The organism is Pseudomonas sp. 5.2 (genome assembly GCF_059025405.1).
In genome coordinates, this window is record NZ_JBYBHH010000001.1 from 22,640 (window position 1) to 40,062 (window position 17,423).

The 17,423-nt window shown below is 58.5% G+C and carries 7 protein-coding genes and 5 tRNA genes; 7 read left to right on the forward strand and 5 right to left on the reverse strand.

Going from position 1 to position 17,423, the window contains the following annotated elements; all coding sequences use genetic code 11:
- Positions 1–68 precede the first annotated feature (68 nt).
- The gene (locus AC5PZ0_RS00125) at positions 69–836 is read right to left on the reverse strand and encodes a hypothetical protein (protein WP_027596055.1); all 768 of its coding nucleotides are present in this window, start codon (positions 834–836) and stop codon (positions 69–71) included.
- Between the two features lie 332 nt (positions 837–1,168).
- Between AC5PZ0_RS00125 and AC5PZ0_RS00130 the strand changes: the two genes are divergently transcribed.
- The 5 genes from AC5PZ0_RS00130 (at position 1,169) to AC5PZ0_RS00150 (ending at position 1,734) form a co-directional block, all read left to right on the forward strand.
- Positions 1,169–1,244, forward strand: a tRNA-Glu gene (locus tag AC5PZ0_RS00130).
- A gap of 4 nt (positions 1,245–1,248) precedes the next feature.
- Positions 1,249–1,324, forward strand: a tRNA-Gly gene (locus tag AC5PZ0_RS00135).
- Between the two features lie 92 nt (positions 1,325–1,416).
- A tRNA-Glu gene (locus AC5PZ0_RS00140) sits at positions 1,417–1,492 on the forward strand.
- A 3-nt stretch (positions 1,493–1,495) separates the two neighbouring features.
- Positions 1,496–1,571, forward strand: a tRNA-Gly gene (locus AC5PZ0_RS00145).
- A gap of 87 nt (positions 1,572–1,658) precedes the next feature.
- Positions 1,659–1,734: transfer RNA gene (locus AC5PZ0_RS00150), tRNA-Gly, on the forward strand.
- Positions 1,735–1,791: 57 nt separating this feature from the next.
- On the opposite strand, the gene AC5PZ0_RS00155 is transcribed toward AC5PZ0_RS00150, so the two are convergent.
- The 4 genes from AC5PZ0_RS00155 to AC5PZ0_RS00170 all read right to left on the reverse strand — a co-directional run bounded on the left by AC5PZ0_RS00155 (position 1,792) and on the right by AC5PZ0_RS00170 (position 12,856).
- Positions 1,792–3,096, reverse strand: a complete 1,305-nt coding sequence (locus AC5PZ0_RS00155) for a hypothetical protein (protein WP_493854065.1) — start codon at positions 3,094–3,096, stop codon at positions 1,792–1,794.
- A gap of 279 nt (positions 3,097–3,375) precedes the next feature.
- Complete coding sequence (locus AC5PZ0_RS00160; protein WP_493854066.1) at positions 3,376–5,556, reverse strand: autotransporter outer membrane beta-barrel domain-containing protein; 2,181 nt, start codon at positions 5,554–5,556, stop codon at positions 3,376–3,378.
- Positions 5,557–5,738: 182 nt separating this feature from the next.
- Complete coding sequence (locus tag AC5PZ0_RS00165; RefSeq protein WP_493854067.1) at positions 5,739–7,736, reverse strand: hypothetical protein; 1,998 nt, start codon at positions 7,734–7,736, stop codon at positions 5,739–5,741.
- A gap of 254 nt (positions 7,737–7,990) precedes the next feature.
- Complete coding sequence (locus AC5PZ0_RS00170; protein WP_493854068.1) at positions 7,991–12,856, reverse strand: RHS repeat-associated core domain-containing protein; 4,866 nt, start codon at positions 12,854–12,856, stop codon at positions 7,991–7,993.
- A gap of 191 nt (positions 12,857–13,047) precedes the next feature.
- On the opposite strand from AC5PZ0_RS00170, the gene AC5PZ0_RS00175 reads away from it, so the two are divergent.
- Positions 13,048–14,862 (forward strand): hypothetical protein, encoded by a 1,815-nt coding sequence (locus tag AC5PZ0_RS00175; RefSeq protein ID WP_493854069.1) that lies wholly within the window; start codon positions 13,048–13,050, stop codon positions 14,860–14,862.
- 26 nt (positions 14,863–14,888) lie between these two features.
- Positions 14,889–17,414 carry a hypothetical protein gene (locus AC5PZ0_RS00180; RefSeq protein ID WP_493854070.1) on the forward strand — a complete coding sequence of 842 codons (2,526 nt, stop codon included), beginning with the start codon at positions 14,889–14,891 and terminating at the stop codon, positions 17,412–17,414.
- The last annotated feature ends 9 nt before the right edge of the window (positions 17,415–17,423 follow it).

Sequence of the window (17,423 nt, forward strand, 5' to 3'; positions counted from 1 at the left end):
TCCGGCCTCTTCGGGTCCACCCTGTGGGAGCGGGCTTGCCCGCGAAGAGGCCAGTGCAGGTTTAGCAATCAGTCGTACATCGCCTTCTTCTTCCAGGTCTCTTCCTCGTCGGTCTTCAGGCCGTCGGTCAGTTCGTTGTGCTCGTCCTCTGCCGGTGCCATGCGGTCCATCACCTGGGCGTTGGCCCGTGCCAGCAGTTTCTCCAAGTAAGTCAGCTGCTCTTCATACACCTTCGGCTCTGGCTGCTTGCGCAAATACTGCACACCCCGCTCGAAGGCGAGGCGTGCCTGGCCCGGCTGAGCTTTCTGCAAGGCCAGCTGGCCAAGGTTGTTGAAGAACTCGATGTGCAGCAGCACCAGGATATGACGGATCTCCTTGACCCACTGCTTGGCCTCGTTGGCAGGCAGGAAGCCCTCCTGTGCGGCGCGGGCGACCTGCGTGTGCAGCGCTTCGAGCAGAAAACGCACGTCCTTGGCCTTGGCCTCGGTCTGGATCGGGTTAGGCGGGTTGTTCACGGGGATCTTTTCGCCCAGGGCGATCTGGCCTTCCAGCTCGGCGATGCGCGCTTTGAGTTCAGCATTGTGCTTGTCCACCGTCAGCTGGCGCTGGTTGAGGTTCAGCTCCAGGCGGGCCAGCAGCAGCTTGAGGGCCGGTGTCATGAACTGGCCAGGGAAGGTCTCGGTGATTTCGCCGCAGCGGCGCAAGCGGTCGGCCAGCTCGATCTTCAACCGTGCGCGTTCCAGCTTGCTGTTCTCGACCACATTGTTGAGGTAGCCGATCACGATCAGCAACGCGATACCCGCCACGATGAGCAGAGTGATCAGAAGTGGTGTCACCGTTAATGCCTCATGAATAGGTTTGCATTATTGAGTGTAGGCGCGAGCTTGCTCGCGAGAGGCCCTGACAGGCATTCTCTTTCTATCGGCAAACTGTGCCATGGCTGGATGCTGGCACATTAATGCTGACTTGACGCCAGAAAATCAACGCCAAACCCCTGCGGGCTGCCTGAAACAGCGCTCGGCACACCCGGAAGTCATTGATTTAAATAAATTTCTACAAAGGGGTTGACGCACCTTCGAAGCATCCATAGAATGCGCGCCACTTGCAGCGTAAAGCACACAGCGAAACGCGGTAGGGAGTGAAAGCAGCATGTAAATGCTTGCAGCGTGTCCCCTTCGTCTAGTGGCCTAGGACACCGCCCTTTCACGGCGGTAACAGGGGTTCGAGTCCCCTAGGGGACGCCATATTGCGGGAATAGCTCAGTTGGTAGAGCACGACCTTGCCAAGGTCGGGGTCGCGAGTTCGAGTCTCGTTTCCCGCTCCAGTTTCTCCGGCAGCGCTTAACGGCGGGGCAGGAAAAGAAAGCCCAGGTTGAATCGTGAGGTTCAATATCTGGCGCACTGAAAAGTGTTGTGTGTCCCCTTCGTCTAGTGGCCTAGGACACCGCCCTTTCACGGCGGTAACAGGGGTTCGAGTCCCCTAGGGGACGCCATTTGCGGGAATAGCTCAGTTGGTAGAGCACGACCTTGCCAAGGTCGGGGTCGCGAGTTCGAGTCTCGTTTCCCGCTCCAGTTTAAATACTGTGGCGTCTATGCGGTGCAGTGGTGGTGAAGGTCGTCAAGGCGCTTCACGCCGATTAGCGGTAAAAGCTTCACAATGCGGGAATAGCTCAGTTGGTAGAGCACGACCTTGCCAAGGTCGGGGTCGCGAGTTCGAGTCTCGTTTCCCGCTCCAAACATGAAAAACGCCACTCTTCGAGTGGCGTTTTTTTTTAACCTTTTAAAAGGTCTACTAAAAAATCGGCCGGTCCTCAAGCGTAGCCGCCGCATAGGGGAATTTCAGCCAGCTCACTTTATCGTCGAACGAGACCTCTACCGATACGTGGAACTGATAGTTCAGCGCCAGTTTCATCAGGTCAGTCTTGCTCACCGCGCCCAGTGTCAGGATGCCGGCCTCGGTGGATACCGGGAGTTCATTGGCGATGGCAAGCCTGATGACCTTGGAGACGTCGCCGCGCTCCACCCCTTCAATCCAGGCGTTGACGTATTGCGACGGGTGCCGGAGTTGCCAGTCTCCCAATGTGAACGTAGCGCTTTCCCCCATTGAGCGCAGGTTAATCGCGCCATTCTGGATTTTGCTGCACTGCACGATCGGTAGGCCTTCGATCGCCCGTACCGTAACAAGATGTGAGGGAGAGACCGGCACATCGGGTTTATTGATTTGGTAACGCAACTCGGCCCGATTGTTCATGTGCGGCGGGATATGCACACGTGGGATACGGACCTCACGCACGCCTGGTGGCATGCTGGCGGAGGTCCCCCCCAGTGTTCCTGGTTCGCCCCAGAATGCGGTGACGGTTTCATTCGGCCTGATGTCCGCATCGTCCGGGATGACGAATGTCACGCCATTGACTGCGTCTCTCGGAACCAGCGTGCTGAAGTACTCGTTGCCTTTGGCTTCTTTGATGCGTGGTGGCGGTAGCACGCGTGGCGGGGGAGAAGGGTCTGAGCTGAGCGAGCGTGCCAGTGCCCGCTGGGGCGCCGTACCGGCCCGGTCCTGCACTTCATAGCGGGCGAAGCGGGTACCGTTCCTGGACTGGCGAATGAAATCACCGGGATAGATAAGCGTGACCGGTTTGCTGATACTTTGCGCGCCCAGGGTTTCAATGTGGTCGCTGGCAAGTGTCATCATGCCGACCATGTGCTGGCCTACGGGGTCGTCGCTCCAGTACCACTTCACGGTGTCGCCCACCTCCGCACCCAGGATGGGAGGGACAGTGGCTTCTACCTTGTCACCATTGGCCGCGAGGTAATCTTCAGTGACCCCCTGGCGGATGACGTAATCGGAAAACTCAAGCCTGTCGTCATCCGGGTTCAGCAAGGGTGGGGTCTTGTCGATGTAGATATCCAGCGGCCGCGAAGCCCCTGGGGTGTCATTGAAAATGGTGACCTCGTAGTGCAACTGGTGCGGCCCTTCGACCATCGTGCGAACGGGTACAAGAATAAAGAGCTCTTCAGGCTTGATGGGCTGGTTGAAGGTCTTCTTTTCAACCAGCACGCCGTTCCAGTACAGGCATAGATATTCTTCGTCCGTCACGCTGGGGTTCGAGTGAGCCCACAGGGGGAATTCTACCCGCAAGGGCAGATAGGTTGCCCGGAACGACACCGTGTTCGGTATTCCTCCTTCTATATCGGGCACTAGTTCTGGCACGTTTGGAGGTACGAGGAGGGCTGTGTCTTTGGCGGTCGCTTTCTTTGCAGGTGCCTTCCTGGTAGACGATTTCGCTTCAACGGAGCTTTTTTTCTGTGTCATCGACCTTCCCTTCCTCTGATGCATGAATGAAAAAGGGAAGGCGCTTGGGCCTTCCCTTCGTTGTCACCAGTTGTAACGCACGCCGAAATTAACGCCCCACGGCTGTTCTATCTTGCTGCCGTTGCTGTAGTCGAAGTCGGCGTGTGCTTGCCATTTATCGTCCCAGGCGACTGCCATCCCGACACCCACTTCGCCGCGCGAGCCTGACAGGTCGGTGCCGAAGCGGTTGTCGTTCACTTTCACCTGGTTGTCATTGACGAATTCGTGAACGGCGGCAACCCGCAGGTAAGGTTGCACGCTGCGCCCTTCGCCGGCGGTGAAGGTGCGCCCGACGGTGCTGCCCACTTTGCCCAGCACCGAACGGGTGCGTTCGCTTTCGGCACGCATGCCGTTATCCAGGGTGTAGTCCTTGCCTTGCACCACAAGCCCGGACAATTGCGCGAAGGGTTCGACGAACCAGCCATCTGCCAGGGCCAGTTGGCGCCCCACTTCCAGCGATACGCCGGCGCCCAGGGCGGCATAATCGCCCTTGGCCTTGCTGTCGTCGCTCATGCGCACGTCAGCCTGGTTCTTGAACCGGTTGAGCCGAGCCACGGCGTCGAAGTAGTAGCCGCTGTCGGGATCCAGCCAGGTGGCATAAGCGCCGGCATGGTAGCTGTCGACGCTGGCCGACGAGCCCCGGGTGAGGTTGAGGTCGGAGTTGCTGTAGCCAGCCGTGACCCCGACCAGCCAGTTACCGTCGCCGGCTGCCACAGGTGTGTCGGTACCGATCGACAGCCCTTGCTGCTGTTGCTGGTAAGCAGCGCCAGAGGTGCCCGAAACGTTGTACTGGTTGGCGTAGGTCCGTACCCAGCCACCGGCCTTGCGCGGGTCACGGCGCACCTCGCCCATGCGGCTGCGCAAGGTGCCCAGCTCGCCATACCAGATGGTGGGTGCCACATTGGCCAGTGCCATGACCGACTGTGTGCCTGGGCTGACCGTGCGGGTAGCTACGTCCAGGTACCAATCGTTGCTGTCTCGTTGCACCAGGTCGTAGGAGTACGCACCCAGGTCCACAGCGCCCCCCGCCAGTGAGAACTGCGCATCGCCCGCGGCGGTGTGCACCACATGCAGGCTGTTGTCGGCAAGCGGGTCATTGCCGCTGGGGCTGATCAGCAGCTGATGAGTGCCGCTGGCGGTGCCGGTCACCTCAAGGAAGTCCGACTGAGCGGTGCTGAAGTCAGCCTCCATGATAAAGGTGCCGTTGCCTGCCAGCTTGTCCACCGACAGGGTGAAGAAGTCCCCTGGCCCGCCGAAGCGCACTGCCCCCCCATTGAGGGTGAGGTCGCTGGTGTGGCTGTTCTCGATCAGGACCCACTCGGCGCCGCTGTTGATCCCCAGGCTGGCGACGTTATCCAGGCGGCCCGTGAGGGTGGCGCGGTTCTCCAGCAACACGTTCGCGGTGCCGCCGGCGGCCGCGACGATATCGCCGTGCAAGTGGCTGTCATTGACCCGCAGGTTGGCCGAAGCGTCGTCCGCCACCTCTAGCAATACGCCGTTGCCACCGCTCAAGGTAGCGCCGTTGAGCACGTCGATCTGCGCGGAAGCTGCTAAGCCTGCACCGCGGCCTACCATGATTGCTGGGCCGTTGCGCCCTTCGACCAGGCTGTTGTCCACGACCAGCGTCGAGCCGCCGCGGCCATTGTCCTCAAGGATGCGCGCACCATAGCTGCCACCACTGAGGGTGCTGCCCTCTTTGGCAGTCAGGGTGCCCGCCACCATGCGCACCCCCTCGCTGGCATCATCAGTACCCCTCAGCGCGCTGCGTTGCAGTTCGGCAGTGCTGGCGTTGATGGTTGCGCCCTGGACGCCGCCCTCGACCACGCTGTCGCTGATCACGGCGGTCGAACCGTTGCTCAAGCCAAGGCCGCGGGTGTTGCTGCTGATGGTGGTACGTTGCACGGTGGCGCTGGCGCTTCTGAGCGACAGGCCATTGGCGTTGGTTTCGGCCGTGACCTGGCTGTCGGACAGGTTCACGGTGGAGCCTGCCTCGGCGGCGATCTGCAGGGTCGTCGCACCCTCGGCGGTAAGGGTGGCTGGGCCGATTACCCGGTAGCTGTCCAGCGTGCTGCCTGCACCGAGCTGGGTATCGTCGCTGATCAGGGTTTCGCCCCAGGCAGAGGTGGCGAACAGCAGGGGGCCGAACAGCATGAACCCGGCCGCTGGTGAACGGCGGCGGGCAGGGAAGGGAGGGCGACTTGGCATGGGGGCACCATCAAAGTGAATGTTTTCCTGTAAGACCCTTCTCTTATTTGTGAGGGACGGATCTGTTAAGCCGCGAGGTTAGTCACGGTTGGTCGCGAAAAATGTAGGAAAACTCCTACTCAATCGATGGAAAATTCGTCACCAGGCAACGGCCCTGGATTCAGGCCGTTGCTGGTGCAGGATCACGGCCTGATCAAGTCGCAAGAATCGGTGGTGCCCTGATCGGACATGCTGATCCTGTTCTCGGTTGGTCTGGATATACGGGGGGGGATGGTGTTGATGACGTAACTCACCTGCGCGCGCCCACCTTGGCGGTTGGCCGTGAAAATGGGCTGGATATGCTTGAGGTAGGGCTCGACCCTCCAGATGAAGCCGTTACTGATCTGGTCTGCGGTCAATGTCAGGGTTTCCTGCTTCTCCACCCCAGCGATCAGGTGACCGCCCACAGTTTCGTTATACATCAACCAAGACAGCGTTATGGTGGTCTTCTCTTCTAAGCCGCGGCAGGGGGGTACAAAAACCCTGATTGCCGGGGCTGCGGCGGGGTCGACGGGGTCCCAGATCGACGGGCAGCTCAGCCAGCCTCGGTCGGTAAGGCCATGGAACGCAAGATCGTCCGGCGTCATGTCGATAGCCGTTACATGCACGTACCGAGGGAGGGATTCCTGCTCGTTGATTGCTGTGAGGCTGGCACGTACGGTGTAGTGCACGGGCAGTGCCGAGTCGTTGCCTGCACGCTCGATATAGCTCCAGGGAATCGTGACGCTCTTTTCGGTGTCGGTGGCTTGATCTACCACCCAGCGAGCCTCGGTCACCAGGGTGCCTTTCCAGTAGAAGTCCACTACCTGGCCGTTTGCGGCGTCGGGGTATACGTCGAACGTCAGGGTGGCATCTTGGCCACGGTCTGGTAGTGCAATCTCGTTTTCAAGTCCTGTGAAGCTGGTAATCGTTGGCGCAAGCAGGGCGGGGTTGACTGGCCAGGTTGGGTCTGGGTCTGGGCGTTCGGGGCCGGCGATGGACAAGTCGACATTGAAGTCATCGTCTGCCGGCCCATAAGGGGCGTGATGGCGCAGCACTTTGTAGCTGACGTTGGTGGGCACTACCCCGGTGGCTTTACCGTATTCGTCACGCAATACACGGTGGGGAACGAAAATCTTGATCGGGAATGGACCTGAGCCTACCTGCTCTGTGGGAAGGACCGTCGAGCCCCAGGTCACCAAGATTTTGTCATCGTCTTTGCGGTTGGTGTACAGCTCTATTTCGACGGCCACACCTGCGTGAGCATCATCCAAGCTCAGCACGCCATCATCCGTAGCCAAAGGCACTTTCGGTCGCTGAAGGTTGGCAGGCTCCGGCGTGAGTACCACGTCGATCGTGGCCGGCAAACGGATGCGACTGCGGTTGCGTGCTTTATCGAAGAGGTAGTACACGATATAGAACCTGCCATCGCCCAATAGGCGGACTGAGTCTGCCGGTAAGATGACCTTGAGGTCGTCGGTAACGGCGCCTGCAGCGGCTGGGTTGTCATAATCGGTATCTTCTTCGGACCATTCTTTCAGGTAGAAGACCTGATAAGTGTCACCTGGTGCCCGGTCTTGGTAGTCGGGCAAGTCCAACTCGATGCCTTCTGGGTGGTTGACCAAATAGCGTTCGTTGATGATTTCGATGGGCGGCAGGAGTGGGGGCGCGGGGTCGTCCCCCCATGGGGCGACGCTGTCACAGATCAACTCGATAGGGAGAGAAACGTACTTATCGCCTAAATGGTCTATGAGTTCATAGCGCACCCAGAGTTTGCCATTGCGTGGAATGGAGTCTTGGGGGAACTCGAGAATAAGTGGGAAGTCGCCAGGGACAATCGGTGGGTCGAATCTCCTTACAGGGCCAATAGCCACAAAGGTATGCTCGGCGCCGGTCAAGGTAAATTGCAACTGCAGCGTTACATAGTCTGAAGGATCACTGCCGGGGGGCAGAAAAGGCCATTGAGGGATCTCTACGATCAGGTTCTGCTTCAAGCTGTCCTTGTGCAGCGTGCCGTCTTTGTCGTCGACGATGCCGAGGACGTTGGGTTTGGTGAGTTCAGCCAGCGCAGGCGTTGAGGGTGCGTCTTGTAGTTTCAGAAAGTTGCGCCGGGCTTTTTCGGCACGGAAGAATTTGAGAGAAGTTGATTTTGAATTGTTCATTGTCACTCTCCGGGGATGCAAGTACTTGTTTTGCTGTTAGTGGCTTGTGCAACACCGCCGGGAAATTCAGGGTGATGTTGGCGGTGAATTATTTGCTAGCGGCTTCAATTTATTCTAATTCCGAGGCCAGCGAGTTCGTGTCGAATAAAATCTCGTCGTAAAAATACGGAGTTTGCAACACGCTCCGGGTCGTTACGGCGGATGCTGATGCCTGGGCAGCACTCGACACTTCCAACGGCGGTAATGACAATTTTCTAGATGCGTGTGCTAGGAATGTTAAAACCCCTGGCCCGCAAAAACACGGCATTTGCGCTGATCTTTGGAACTGCGGTGGGGACCCCGGGTGTGTTGACTGCGGCGAATGCAGTGGGTGTAGCAGATACGGTGGCTGCGGCAGATGCTGGTGCCTGGACAATCCTCGAAACTTCCATAATTGCCTTAGCTGCCGTTTTGGCAAGCTGGAAAGTACCGGCGACCATCAGCGGCAACCCCACGATTGTCGCCGCTATGCCGAGAGCCGCTGCGATTCCTTGTCTGTCTTGGCTGCCAGACAATGTCGCTTCGATGCTGATAATGAAACCCGCGGTTCCTAGCCCAGCAGCTGTAGCCCCCACAGCTGCGCCTACGAGCATTGCAGTCGTCGACATACCAACCGCCGCTGCGGTTGTTGTCATGGCAGCGCTCAATGTCATTGTTGGTATGGCTACGGTTAAGCCGATTGCCGCGAGTGGGGGAGCCAACAAGGCAGCAGCTGCGACGAGGCCTAACAGGATCGCGGTAGCCGATATCCCTGTACTGGTCCAGAACATGGCATCTGGCCTGAAACCGCGCGAGCTTCGGTTCCTTGCCAAGTCCTCCAGCGACCGGGTCTGCCCCGTGTTACCGATGCTGTAATGCCCGGTCGGGTCGCGGAACGTCACCGGGTTGCCCTGGCAATACCCGTAGTAATTCAATCCCCCTTCACCGAACGGGCTGAGCGCATCTGGGCTGTTGAAGCGCATGAGCGCAGGGTTGTAGGCGCGGTAGCCATTGCCCAGCAGGTACCAGCCACTGTCCGGGTCGAGTGCTTCGCCGTTGTAGCCCAGCGCGCTGTGAGCAGGGTCGTCGGTGTGGCGCTCGCCGTACGCCGAGTAGCGGATGGCGCCCAGTCTGCCTGCCTGGCTTTCGGCAACCACGCTGTGGCTGGCGCTGGTATGCAGCAGCACGGGTGGTTGCGCGCCAACGCCAGATTGCTGTTGGCCCAGCGGCTGCTCGCCCTGGTGCAGGAACAGTGTTTCCAGGCCATCACGCACGGCCATGCGCAACTGCAGGCCGTCATGCAGCAGCAGGGTCGGCTTGCCCGCTTGCAGGGCGGTGATCAACAGGCCGTTGGCGTCGTGGCCGTAGCTGTCGAGGTCACCCGCCTGGTTGAGGCCAAGCAGCCGGTTCTGGCTGTCGTAACGGGCCGGGCGGCCGCGCTCGTCGCGGGTCAGGTTGCCATTTTTGTCGTAGGTTAAACGGGGGGTGGGCTCCGTACGCGGTGGGTTGTACTCGATGCGTTGTAGCTGGCATGGGTCGCTTTCGGCATAGGTGAACCTTGCCTGCTCAGGGCGAGGCCCGCCGGCGAACATTGTGAGGGTTACGCTGATGTTGTCGTAGGCATCGAACGTGAATGTCTGCCGCGTTATGCTGCGGCCTTGCGGGTCTTGGGGCAGCTCAAGGCCAGTACAGGTGTGGGTGACAAGGCGCGAGCGCTTGTCGTACCCGAAGCCCTCTTGCAACAACGACACCGCGGCGGCTTTCAAATGCCGGCTCTGCAGCAGGTCATCATCGCCCCAGACCTGCTCCTGGGTGCGTTCGGCATGCCCGGCCTGGCGCCAGGTACGCTTGTCCTCGCGGTCCTGATCGTCGTACGTGATTGCGGTTTCCACCACGTTACCGGTGCTCAGGTCATGGCTGCTGATATGCGATACAAGGCCCAGATCATCGTAGGTAAAGCTAGCCTGCATTAGCCCCTGGCGGGTAGACGCAAGGCGGCCAGTGGCGTCGTCATAGCTGTGCTCGGTCTTCACGCCATTGGCTTCAGTGGTTGTCATGAGCCGGTCGTGAAGCGTGCTGAGGTGCGTTCTGCTCCAGGTCTTACCGCTGCCGTTGTCATCCCAGTGCTCTGCGACCAACTGGTTGGCGATGTTGTAGTCGAAGCGCCGTTTGCCTTGTCTGTTGTTGCAGCTCAGCAGCCGCGCGCTGGAGTCGTGATAGTTGAAGCTGGCGCGATCGTCCGGCGCATCACTGCTGATGGGTTCATTGGTCAGTTGCAAGTTGTAGTCCAGTTCGAGGGTTTCACCGGCAGGGCTGATGCGCTGACGGGGCATCGGTTCGCCATCACGGAACAGGAAATACTCGGTACGGTTACCGGTGGTGGCACCCATCAGCCGGTTGAGCCCGTCATGGTATTGCGCGCCAATTTGCCGAGCGGGCTGCAGGACGTTGGCCGGTTTCACCACAAGGCTAGCCGGTAGGTCGTCGGAAGCATGTGCGGCATAGGTGCGCGTGAGCTGGGTGTTGTCGGGCAAGTGAGTGCCGAGCATGCGGCCCCAGGCGTCGTAACTGAACGTGGTGGAATGGCCGCGCTCGTCCTTTTCTTCGAGCGTTCGCCCCAGGCCGTCGTAGCGGTAACTGCGCTCGGCGAGCAGCTCGCCCAGCGCGTTCAGGCGCTTGCGCAGCACCGGCTTGTCGAACAGGTTCAGCCAGGTTTCGGTCCGGGCGCTGACCGCGCGCGCTTTTTGGGTGAACTTGGCTTTTTTGCCGTGCCGTGAAACCACTACAGTACGTGTTTTCAGCTCGCCACCTTCGCGCCAGGTGCGACGGATGGGGCCTTTGTGGGTGGGCGTGCCGATGGGGCAAAGTACGTTGTGCTCTTCAACACCATCCGGGCCTATGGTGCAGCTCTGCTCGCCCCAGTCATCGTATTGGAAGCGGGTCGTCAGGGTCAGCGACTTGCTGCCTTGCAGCCAATCTGTGCTGGTTGTTTCAACTCTGTTGCCGAAGGCGTCATGCTTGAAGGCTGATATTTCGAAGAACATACCTGGGCGTGCCTCAAGCACATTGTCCCGTTTCTCGGTAACAGGCCTGCCCAGGCCGTCCAGTTCGGTCAGCGTGCTGACCCCTCGCGCGTTTTTCACCTGCTGGCTGGCAATGTCGCCGTTGGCCGCACAGAGGGAGTAAACGTAATGCCTGCTGGCTTCATAGCGTGTTCCGGGCGATACCTTTTCACAGGTGGTACGGCGCAGAACATCGAAGTCACGCTGGGTTTCAACGCCGCTTTGATCACGCTCGAAGAGTGTTTCGCCAAGCAGTAACGAGCGTCGCTGTAGGGTTGATTGCGTTGTGCCGTCATAACCGATCAGGGTTTCGATGGTTTGCAGGGCCGAGTGCAGGCTGAGGGGGTCGACCACCACTGTGAACTGATGCTGGGTTGTGGTCTCGAGCTTGTTGCGCTTGACGACCTGCTGATAGCGCCGGCCATGCAGCAAGCTGGCGCTGGGTGCGTCTATGTAACTGTACGTGGTGTGCTCCAGCGGTTGCGCTTCGTTACCCTGTTGCACCAGCGTTTCGCTATGCTCGACCACCATGGGATTGAGCTTTGTGGCATTACCTGCCAGGGGTGGCAGAGCGCTGTATCGGTAGTGGTGAGTGAGGGTAGGGGCCGCCCCCTTGCCAGTGCTGGCAGGGGTGGTCGTTTTACTTTTGAGGTGGCGAACAAAACCATTGGCGTCGCCTGGGTAGCCATCTTGCTCCTCGGTGCTATACCAGGTACTGGTTTCGGTCACGCCGTTGGCGAGCTTGCGCAGGGTCACGTTACCGTGGGTGTCGTAGGTTGTCTCGACGGTTTCCAGGCGGCTGCGTGTCACGTCATAGGTCTTCGACCAGCGTATCTGCTCTTTGATGGGCAGTTGCAGGGTGGGCGGTTGCTGGTCGAACGGCACATCCCGGAGGTTGTAGGTGGTGCTGGCCTCGTGAACGCTTTCGTTCTGGACGGTCCTGGTTGAGGTCAACAGGTGAAAACGGTTGAAGGTGCGGGTGATGCTGCGCAGGGGCTTGGCATCGGCGTCACACAGCGTCTCCACAGACTTATATTCATAATTACCCGTGTGCTTGTAGAGGTTATCTCTGCCATCGTCGGCCCAGGGTACCTGAATGCCGTGGCCCAGGAAGTTGGCTGAGTTTGGGTAGGTATAGTCACTCATAAACGAGGGTTGCCCCAGGCCGGGTTCGACGATGTGACGGGTGACACGGGGCAACGGGTCGCGACGGCTGCCGGCAGGGAACAGGTGGCCGCCGTCGCGGTATTGCAAGTACTCGCGCGCACCGGTCGGCGTCTCTATTTTCTCAAGGCACAGATGGCCCAATACTTGCCGGTATTCCAGGCGCCAGCTGGCCTGTTCCGGGGTTGGCAGCACAATAGACTTCACCCAGTCGCCGTTGACCAGGTTCATCACATAACGGGCAACCGGCTGGCCATCACCGCCCTCATACGGCCGCTCGCGAAGTTCGATGCTGCCATTAGCACGTTCAACCTCCAACAAGATCTGCCCACGCCCGTCGGTGATCGTGCTGAGCATCATGTAGGCAGCGTTGAACGGTTTGTATGCGAAGTTGAGCCTGTGCCCGGTAGGGGAATACACCTCGACGGGCAGGGCGATGCGCCCGAGCAGGCTGCCCATCACTTCGAGGATTTCCACCATGCCCGAGCGGTGGACAACGCGATAACGTGCGTTGCCGCCAGGCCCTGCGGGCTCCCGATAGAAATGGAAGTGAGGCAGTTTTTGTTCGGGCATGTACAGGCGATCGCCCGAAGTACCCGTAACTTTGAATGTTTCACCGGTATGGGTGGTGATGACCTGGTTGTGTTCAGTGAACTGCGTCAGTAACAGGTTCCAACCTTTGCCCCACCCCGAGTCGATGATGTTGAGCGGGTTGAAGGTTATTGTGAGGGGTACATCCGGGCCTTGGAAGTAGTTGGCGCCAAGTTCCGGCAGCGCGATAGACAAAGTGTATTGCCCAGTGCGGGTGTCTACGCCACTTTCCATAAAGCTCATGAAGTTCAGGGCGTTGGAGTGTAATGAAGATTCCGTGCTCATGGTGGAAGTGCTCGCTTTACACGTGGTGAAAGAGGTTGGGCGCACGACCGTTGTGCCCGGAATATGAGCAGACACTAGTCGAAGTATGCCTCGCTGGCACCTAGCATTTTTGCCAGGTGTGGGGGCGTGAGTGGGGTGATATACCTGTCGTCAATTCCCATGATTGGTTATTGGCCACAGAGGACACTTTCATGAATACGCCAGATATGCCGGACGTTGCGCACCTCGACGTGAGGACAAATTCGGTTGATCTGGATGCGCTGGCATCAGGCCCATTGGATACCTGGATAACCTACCGCGGTATCACTGCTGGAGATTACGTGAAGATCAACTGGCGTGGCCTGATGGAAGATGGCTCCGTTGATGATATTTTCGGTGAGGATGAAGTGGATGTAGTTGACGCTCAGCAGCGCTGGCGGTTCAGGATCGAGTTCGATCGTGTTTCGAAGTTGCGAGGCGGTACGGTGTTCTATTCGTTCCAACTTCCGGATAGCACCGGCGCTTTTACGAGGGAGTCGAAGCGCAGGCACTTTTACATTAACCGAATGGCCGACGGCCTGTGGGCCTTGCCGGTCGCGCACCTGCAGGGTGCCCATGACTTGATCATTGATGTTACTCAACTCAAGGATGAGGGCCTGCAACTGGCGACTCCGCCATATGTCTCCATGGCTGAAGGGGACAAGGTATTCCTGGTGTGGGAGCCTTATTACGGCGAGTTCATGCCTGGCGAACCGATCGAATTGCTGCATGAAGTCAGCAACGCTGACCTCGGCCAGCCGTTGCTTTGGCACTTGGAACGTGGTGATGTCGAAAACTACATGTTCGGCTTCGGGGTTTTGCGCTACCGCATCGAATATACCGGTGGCTCGGTAAGCCGTTCGCCTGAGCAACGTTTCGACATTGTTTGGCCCGATCCAAGTGACCCTCCTGCCACGCCTCTGCTGGCGGCGCCCAGTATTCCGGGGCATGTAGGAGACACGCTCGACCCCGATGGCGATGCTTATAAGGACGGTCTCTGGCTGCTGGCCGAGCCTTACCCAGACCTACGCCTGGGCGATTCCCTGATGCTCTATGTAGAAGGCCCGGAGGTGAGCCTGCGCAGCGTGCGAGCAGATGTCAGTTCGCTCGACAGCCAACACTTGGCGTTTCATCTGGACCGTGCGTGGCTGCAGAGCGAGGTCAACCGTGGCAAGCAAATTACCTTCAGCTATGAGTACGGACGCCCTGGGGCACAAAAGCGCTCGGAGGGGCTGGCCGTGGCCTTGCAGCGCCCCTTGAACCTGCCACTGCCCGTCATCAAAGATGCCGTGCCGGAATGGAACGATGAGCCGCATCAGGGCACTGTCCACCCGCGTAACCTCAATGGCGGCGCCGAAGTGCGTATTCCGGCGGATGCAGAGTTGGGCGAGGGGGAGCTGCCGGCACCGCAGGTCAGTGTGCACTGGGAGGGGCATGGCAGCACGGGCTCGGTCATCGTGCCACAGCCCGTCTCTGGTGACCTGCGCCTGTTCAGGGTGCCGCGAACGGCCATCGCCGCCAACATGGGCAGGCGCCTTGATGTCTATTACACCGTTACCAAAACTGGCGAATTGCCCCGCAGCTCACAGAAATTCGACCTGAAGGTGGCCGATTACGGCCAGCAGAGCTACCCGCTCATACAGGTGGCGGGGGTTGAGAACGAGCAACTGTCGTTGGGCATAGTGCCGTCTGGCGGCGCGCTTTGCACTTTGGGGGCATGGGCATTCATGGCAGAAGGGCAGCTGCTGGGGATCGAAGCCGAAGGTGTGCCGAAAAGCCGTAAAAGTGCCAAGCATATCCTGCGCCCGCGCTCAACCGAGGTGAGTGCTGACGAGTATTACGATGGCCGTGTCGAGGCGTACTTGCCCAAAGCATTTCTTCAAGGGTTGCAACTGAACAGAAAGTTCAGGTTGACGGTGTCTGCCAGTTTTGATGATGGCGACACCTGGCGGAACTTTCGTTCCGTCGATATCGAATTGATTGCTTGAAATCCAACTCTTGCGTGAGGTGAATCATGTCGACTAATTCCAAGGCGAGCTTGCTGAAGTGGTTGGAGACGGGTGATCGACTGCTGGGCAATGACTCTGTTTTTGCAATTGATAAAGCCAAGGCAGACAGGCTGCTGACTCAAGAGTATATCAGGCGCTTCAAGACCAGTTCGTACCTGCCGCCGGTGAATGGTGAGACCGAGGCAGACAATGGTTACAAGGTTTTCATGCAGAATTTTATTCTGGATCACCCTAGGCTGTCTTTCGATAACACCGATATTACCAGCTCCCGCGCCAGCCTGCGTATGAAGATGGTGGGCGGCAATCAGGTAGGCTTGAAGCAGGCTGGCGCTAACTGGTACCCCCAGCGTATTGATCGGATCGAACCTTTGGTGGGCCCAGAGTTGCGTTTGAATCTGCAGTTGAGTGAGGTGCCGGGGCATGTCGATGCTGGCGGCGCGTTGACCTTGGACCTGCGCAATAGTGACGATTTTGTCATGATGTTTTCCGATTCCAGGCGTATTCGAGAGTCGGGTGGCGACTTTTTTAAAGCGTTGTTCAAAGCGTTGCCGGATGAAAAACGCGTCTGGTCACTGGGGCATATCGAGCACGGTGATGATGACTTGCTGCGGCCGGAGTCGTTTCAATTGTATACCCAGCGCAATCCTTCGGTAACGCGTTCGCCGATGGATATCGAGGGGGATGCTGATACGGACGGGGCGTTGCTGGGGACGATTCGCATGGTCGGTGGCAGTAGCGAAGAAGATTCTACACCTGGGAAAGACTATCGTTATTTGATACCTGGCGACAGCAGTGAATATTCCGCGGCGGTGATGTTCGGGAAAAATAGGGTTGCGCTCGCAACTATTCTTCGGAATATGCCGCGGACCCTTTTCGAGGCGGCAGAATTCAACGTTGAGTACGCGAATGATGGCGCGGCAGCAACCGCAACGTTCACGGATGGGCAACTAAAGTTTTCAGGTGGGGCCGATAGCGCATTTTTTGAAGGTGACTACGCCGATAGCGGTTATGGGTGGTTTTTCAGTGAGATGAATATGCGGGTGCCAGCGGGGACGATGCCGTTGGCGGGAAATCTGAAAATTCATATTGCTAATGGTCAGGCGGTCTTGGAGTTTGATAAAACGGCTTGGCTGGATGTTGAGGTAACCCGGTATTGGGATTCTTGGGGGTATGCGGACCCTTGGAACCCAGGAACGCACCCGAGTTTTATGCTGGGGGGGTGGTCGGCGGAGTCTCGATTAATTATAAAAATTACTTGGAACATTGATGATCAGCAAGGCGGTATGTTGAAGTTGGCAGGCATCAACATTGATTTTCCGAATGCGTGGGATTTGTATAATCTTGAGAGAGGCTGGCCAGTGCCTCCGGCGGAGGGTAATCAATTTGGTACCAGTGTAGCGCACGCTGTTTGGATGAGGAAAAGTGTGTACGCGGCAGTGGAAAATGTTGTACGTGGCACGTCTATACCTCAGTTGCGGGCCGCACTCGCAAAAGACCTTGCCACCGATTTGTATATGAATGAGGTGGTAGAGAAAACGATCCAGCTTAACTTCGGCGGTGCCATCGCTGGGCGCGATCTTTACTTGCCTCGCGACGTGGTGAGCTTCGGTAGCGTCAACCCGAAATTGACTACGTTTACCGTCTCGCCACTCGAAAAAGTCATGGTCCAGGGGGACAAGCTACAGCTCTCTGTCGTGCCTGCGCAACAGAAGATCGAGTGGTCCGTCGAGTCAGTGGAAGGCTCTGCTGACGATGCGGGCAATTTCGACCCCGCTACTAATGGACTTTACCTGGCTCCCGGTGCCAGTGGTATCGGAGGCGACTTTACCCGTGTGCGCATCACCGCCACCGCGCCAGCCACAGGTTTCTCCAGTTCCGCGTTGGTCACCGTGGTGAAAAACGCGCTCGGTGTGAGCCCACTGGTGGAGCTTTGCCAGGTTGGGGATGAAGGGGTGACCCTCAAGGCTGGTCATGTGTCCGAGGGCGAATTGAACTGGAGAATTCTGGGCGCGCAACCTCATGGCTCTCTCGCTCATGCATCCGGTGCCACCAACACCTACATACCTGGCCCAGACCTGCAGGGCAAGGCATTTGTGCTTGAGGAGGTAGAGGTCAGCAACAGCACCGGTGAACGCCGTTCGGTGTGCCTGATCACAAATAGCAAACTTAAACCTCCCACCACAGTGATCATGTCAAAGCACGATGTGAAGTTGGGCAGGGCATGGCTGCAGTTATTTAGCGGCGGTGCTGCTATTCCGGGTGAACTGACAGTGGTCCATGGCCCAGGCCAGATCGGCAAAGACGAAGACGGCAATCCCTATTATCAAGCCGTTACGTCAGATGCTCCGTTCAGTGTGGTCCGGTGCAACTTGCAGACGCAGGCGGAGGTGGAGTTCCCGCCAGGCTCGGGGAACTTCATCCCCATCCCCCTCAATTATGACGGTTTCATTGTACTGCCGTTGCCCTTGGTTGAGCACCCGGGGGCCTATGGAACGCTCGAGCGGGCCGCAAGGCGTCTCACACGCAAGTAGCTGAACAAC

Bases quoted from the DNA above. Each gene is read 5' to 3' on its own strand.
- AC5PZ0_RS00160 (WP_493854066.1), bottom strand. From the start codon at position 5,556: ATGCCAAGTCGCCCTCCCTTCCCTGCCCGCCGCCGTTCACCAGCGGCC.
- AC5PZ0_RS00165 (WP_493854067.1), bottom strand. From the start codon at position 7,736: ATGAACAATTCAAAATCAACTTCTCTCAAATTCTTCCGTGCCGAAAAA.
- AC5PZ0_RS00170 (WP_493854068.1), bottom strand. From the start codon at position 12,856: ATGAGCACGGAATCTTCATTACACTCCAACGCCCTGAACTTCATGAGC.
- AC5PZ0_RS00175 (WP_493854069.1), top strand. From the start codon at position 13,048: ATGAATACGCCAGATATGCCGGACGTTGCGCACCTCGACGTGAGGACA.
- AC5PZ0_RS00180 (WP_493854070.1), top strand. From the start codon at position 14,889: ATGTCGACTAATTCCAAGGCGAGCTTGCTGAAGTGGTTGGAGACGGGT.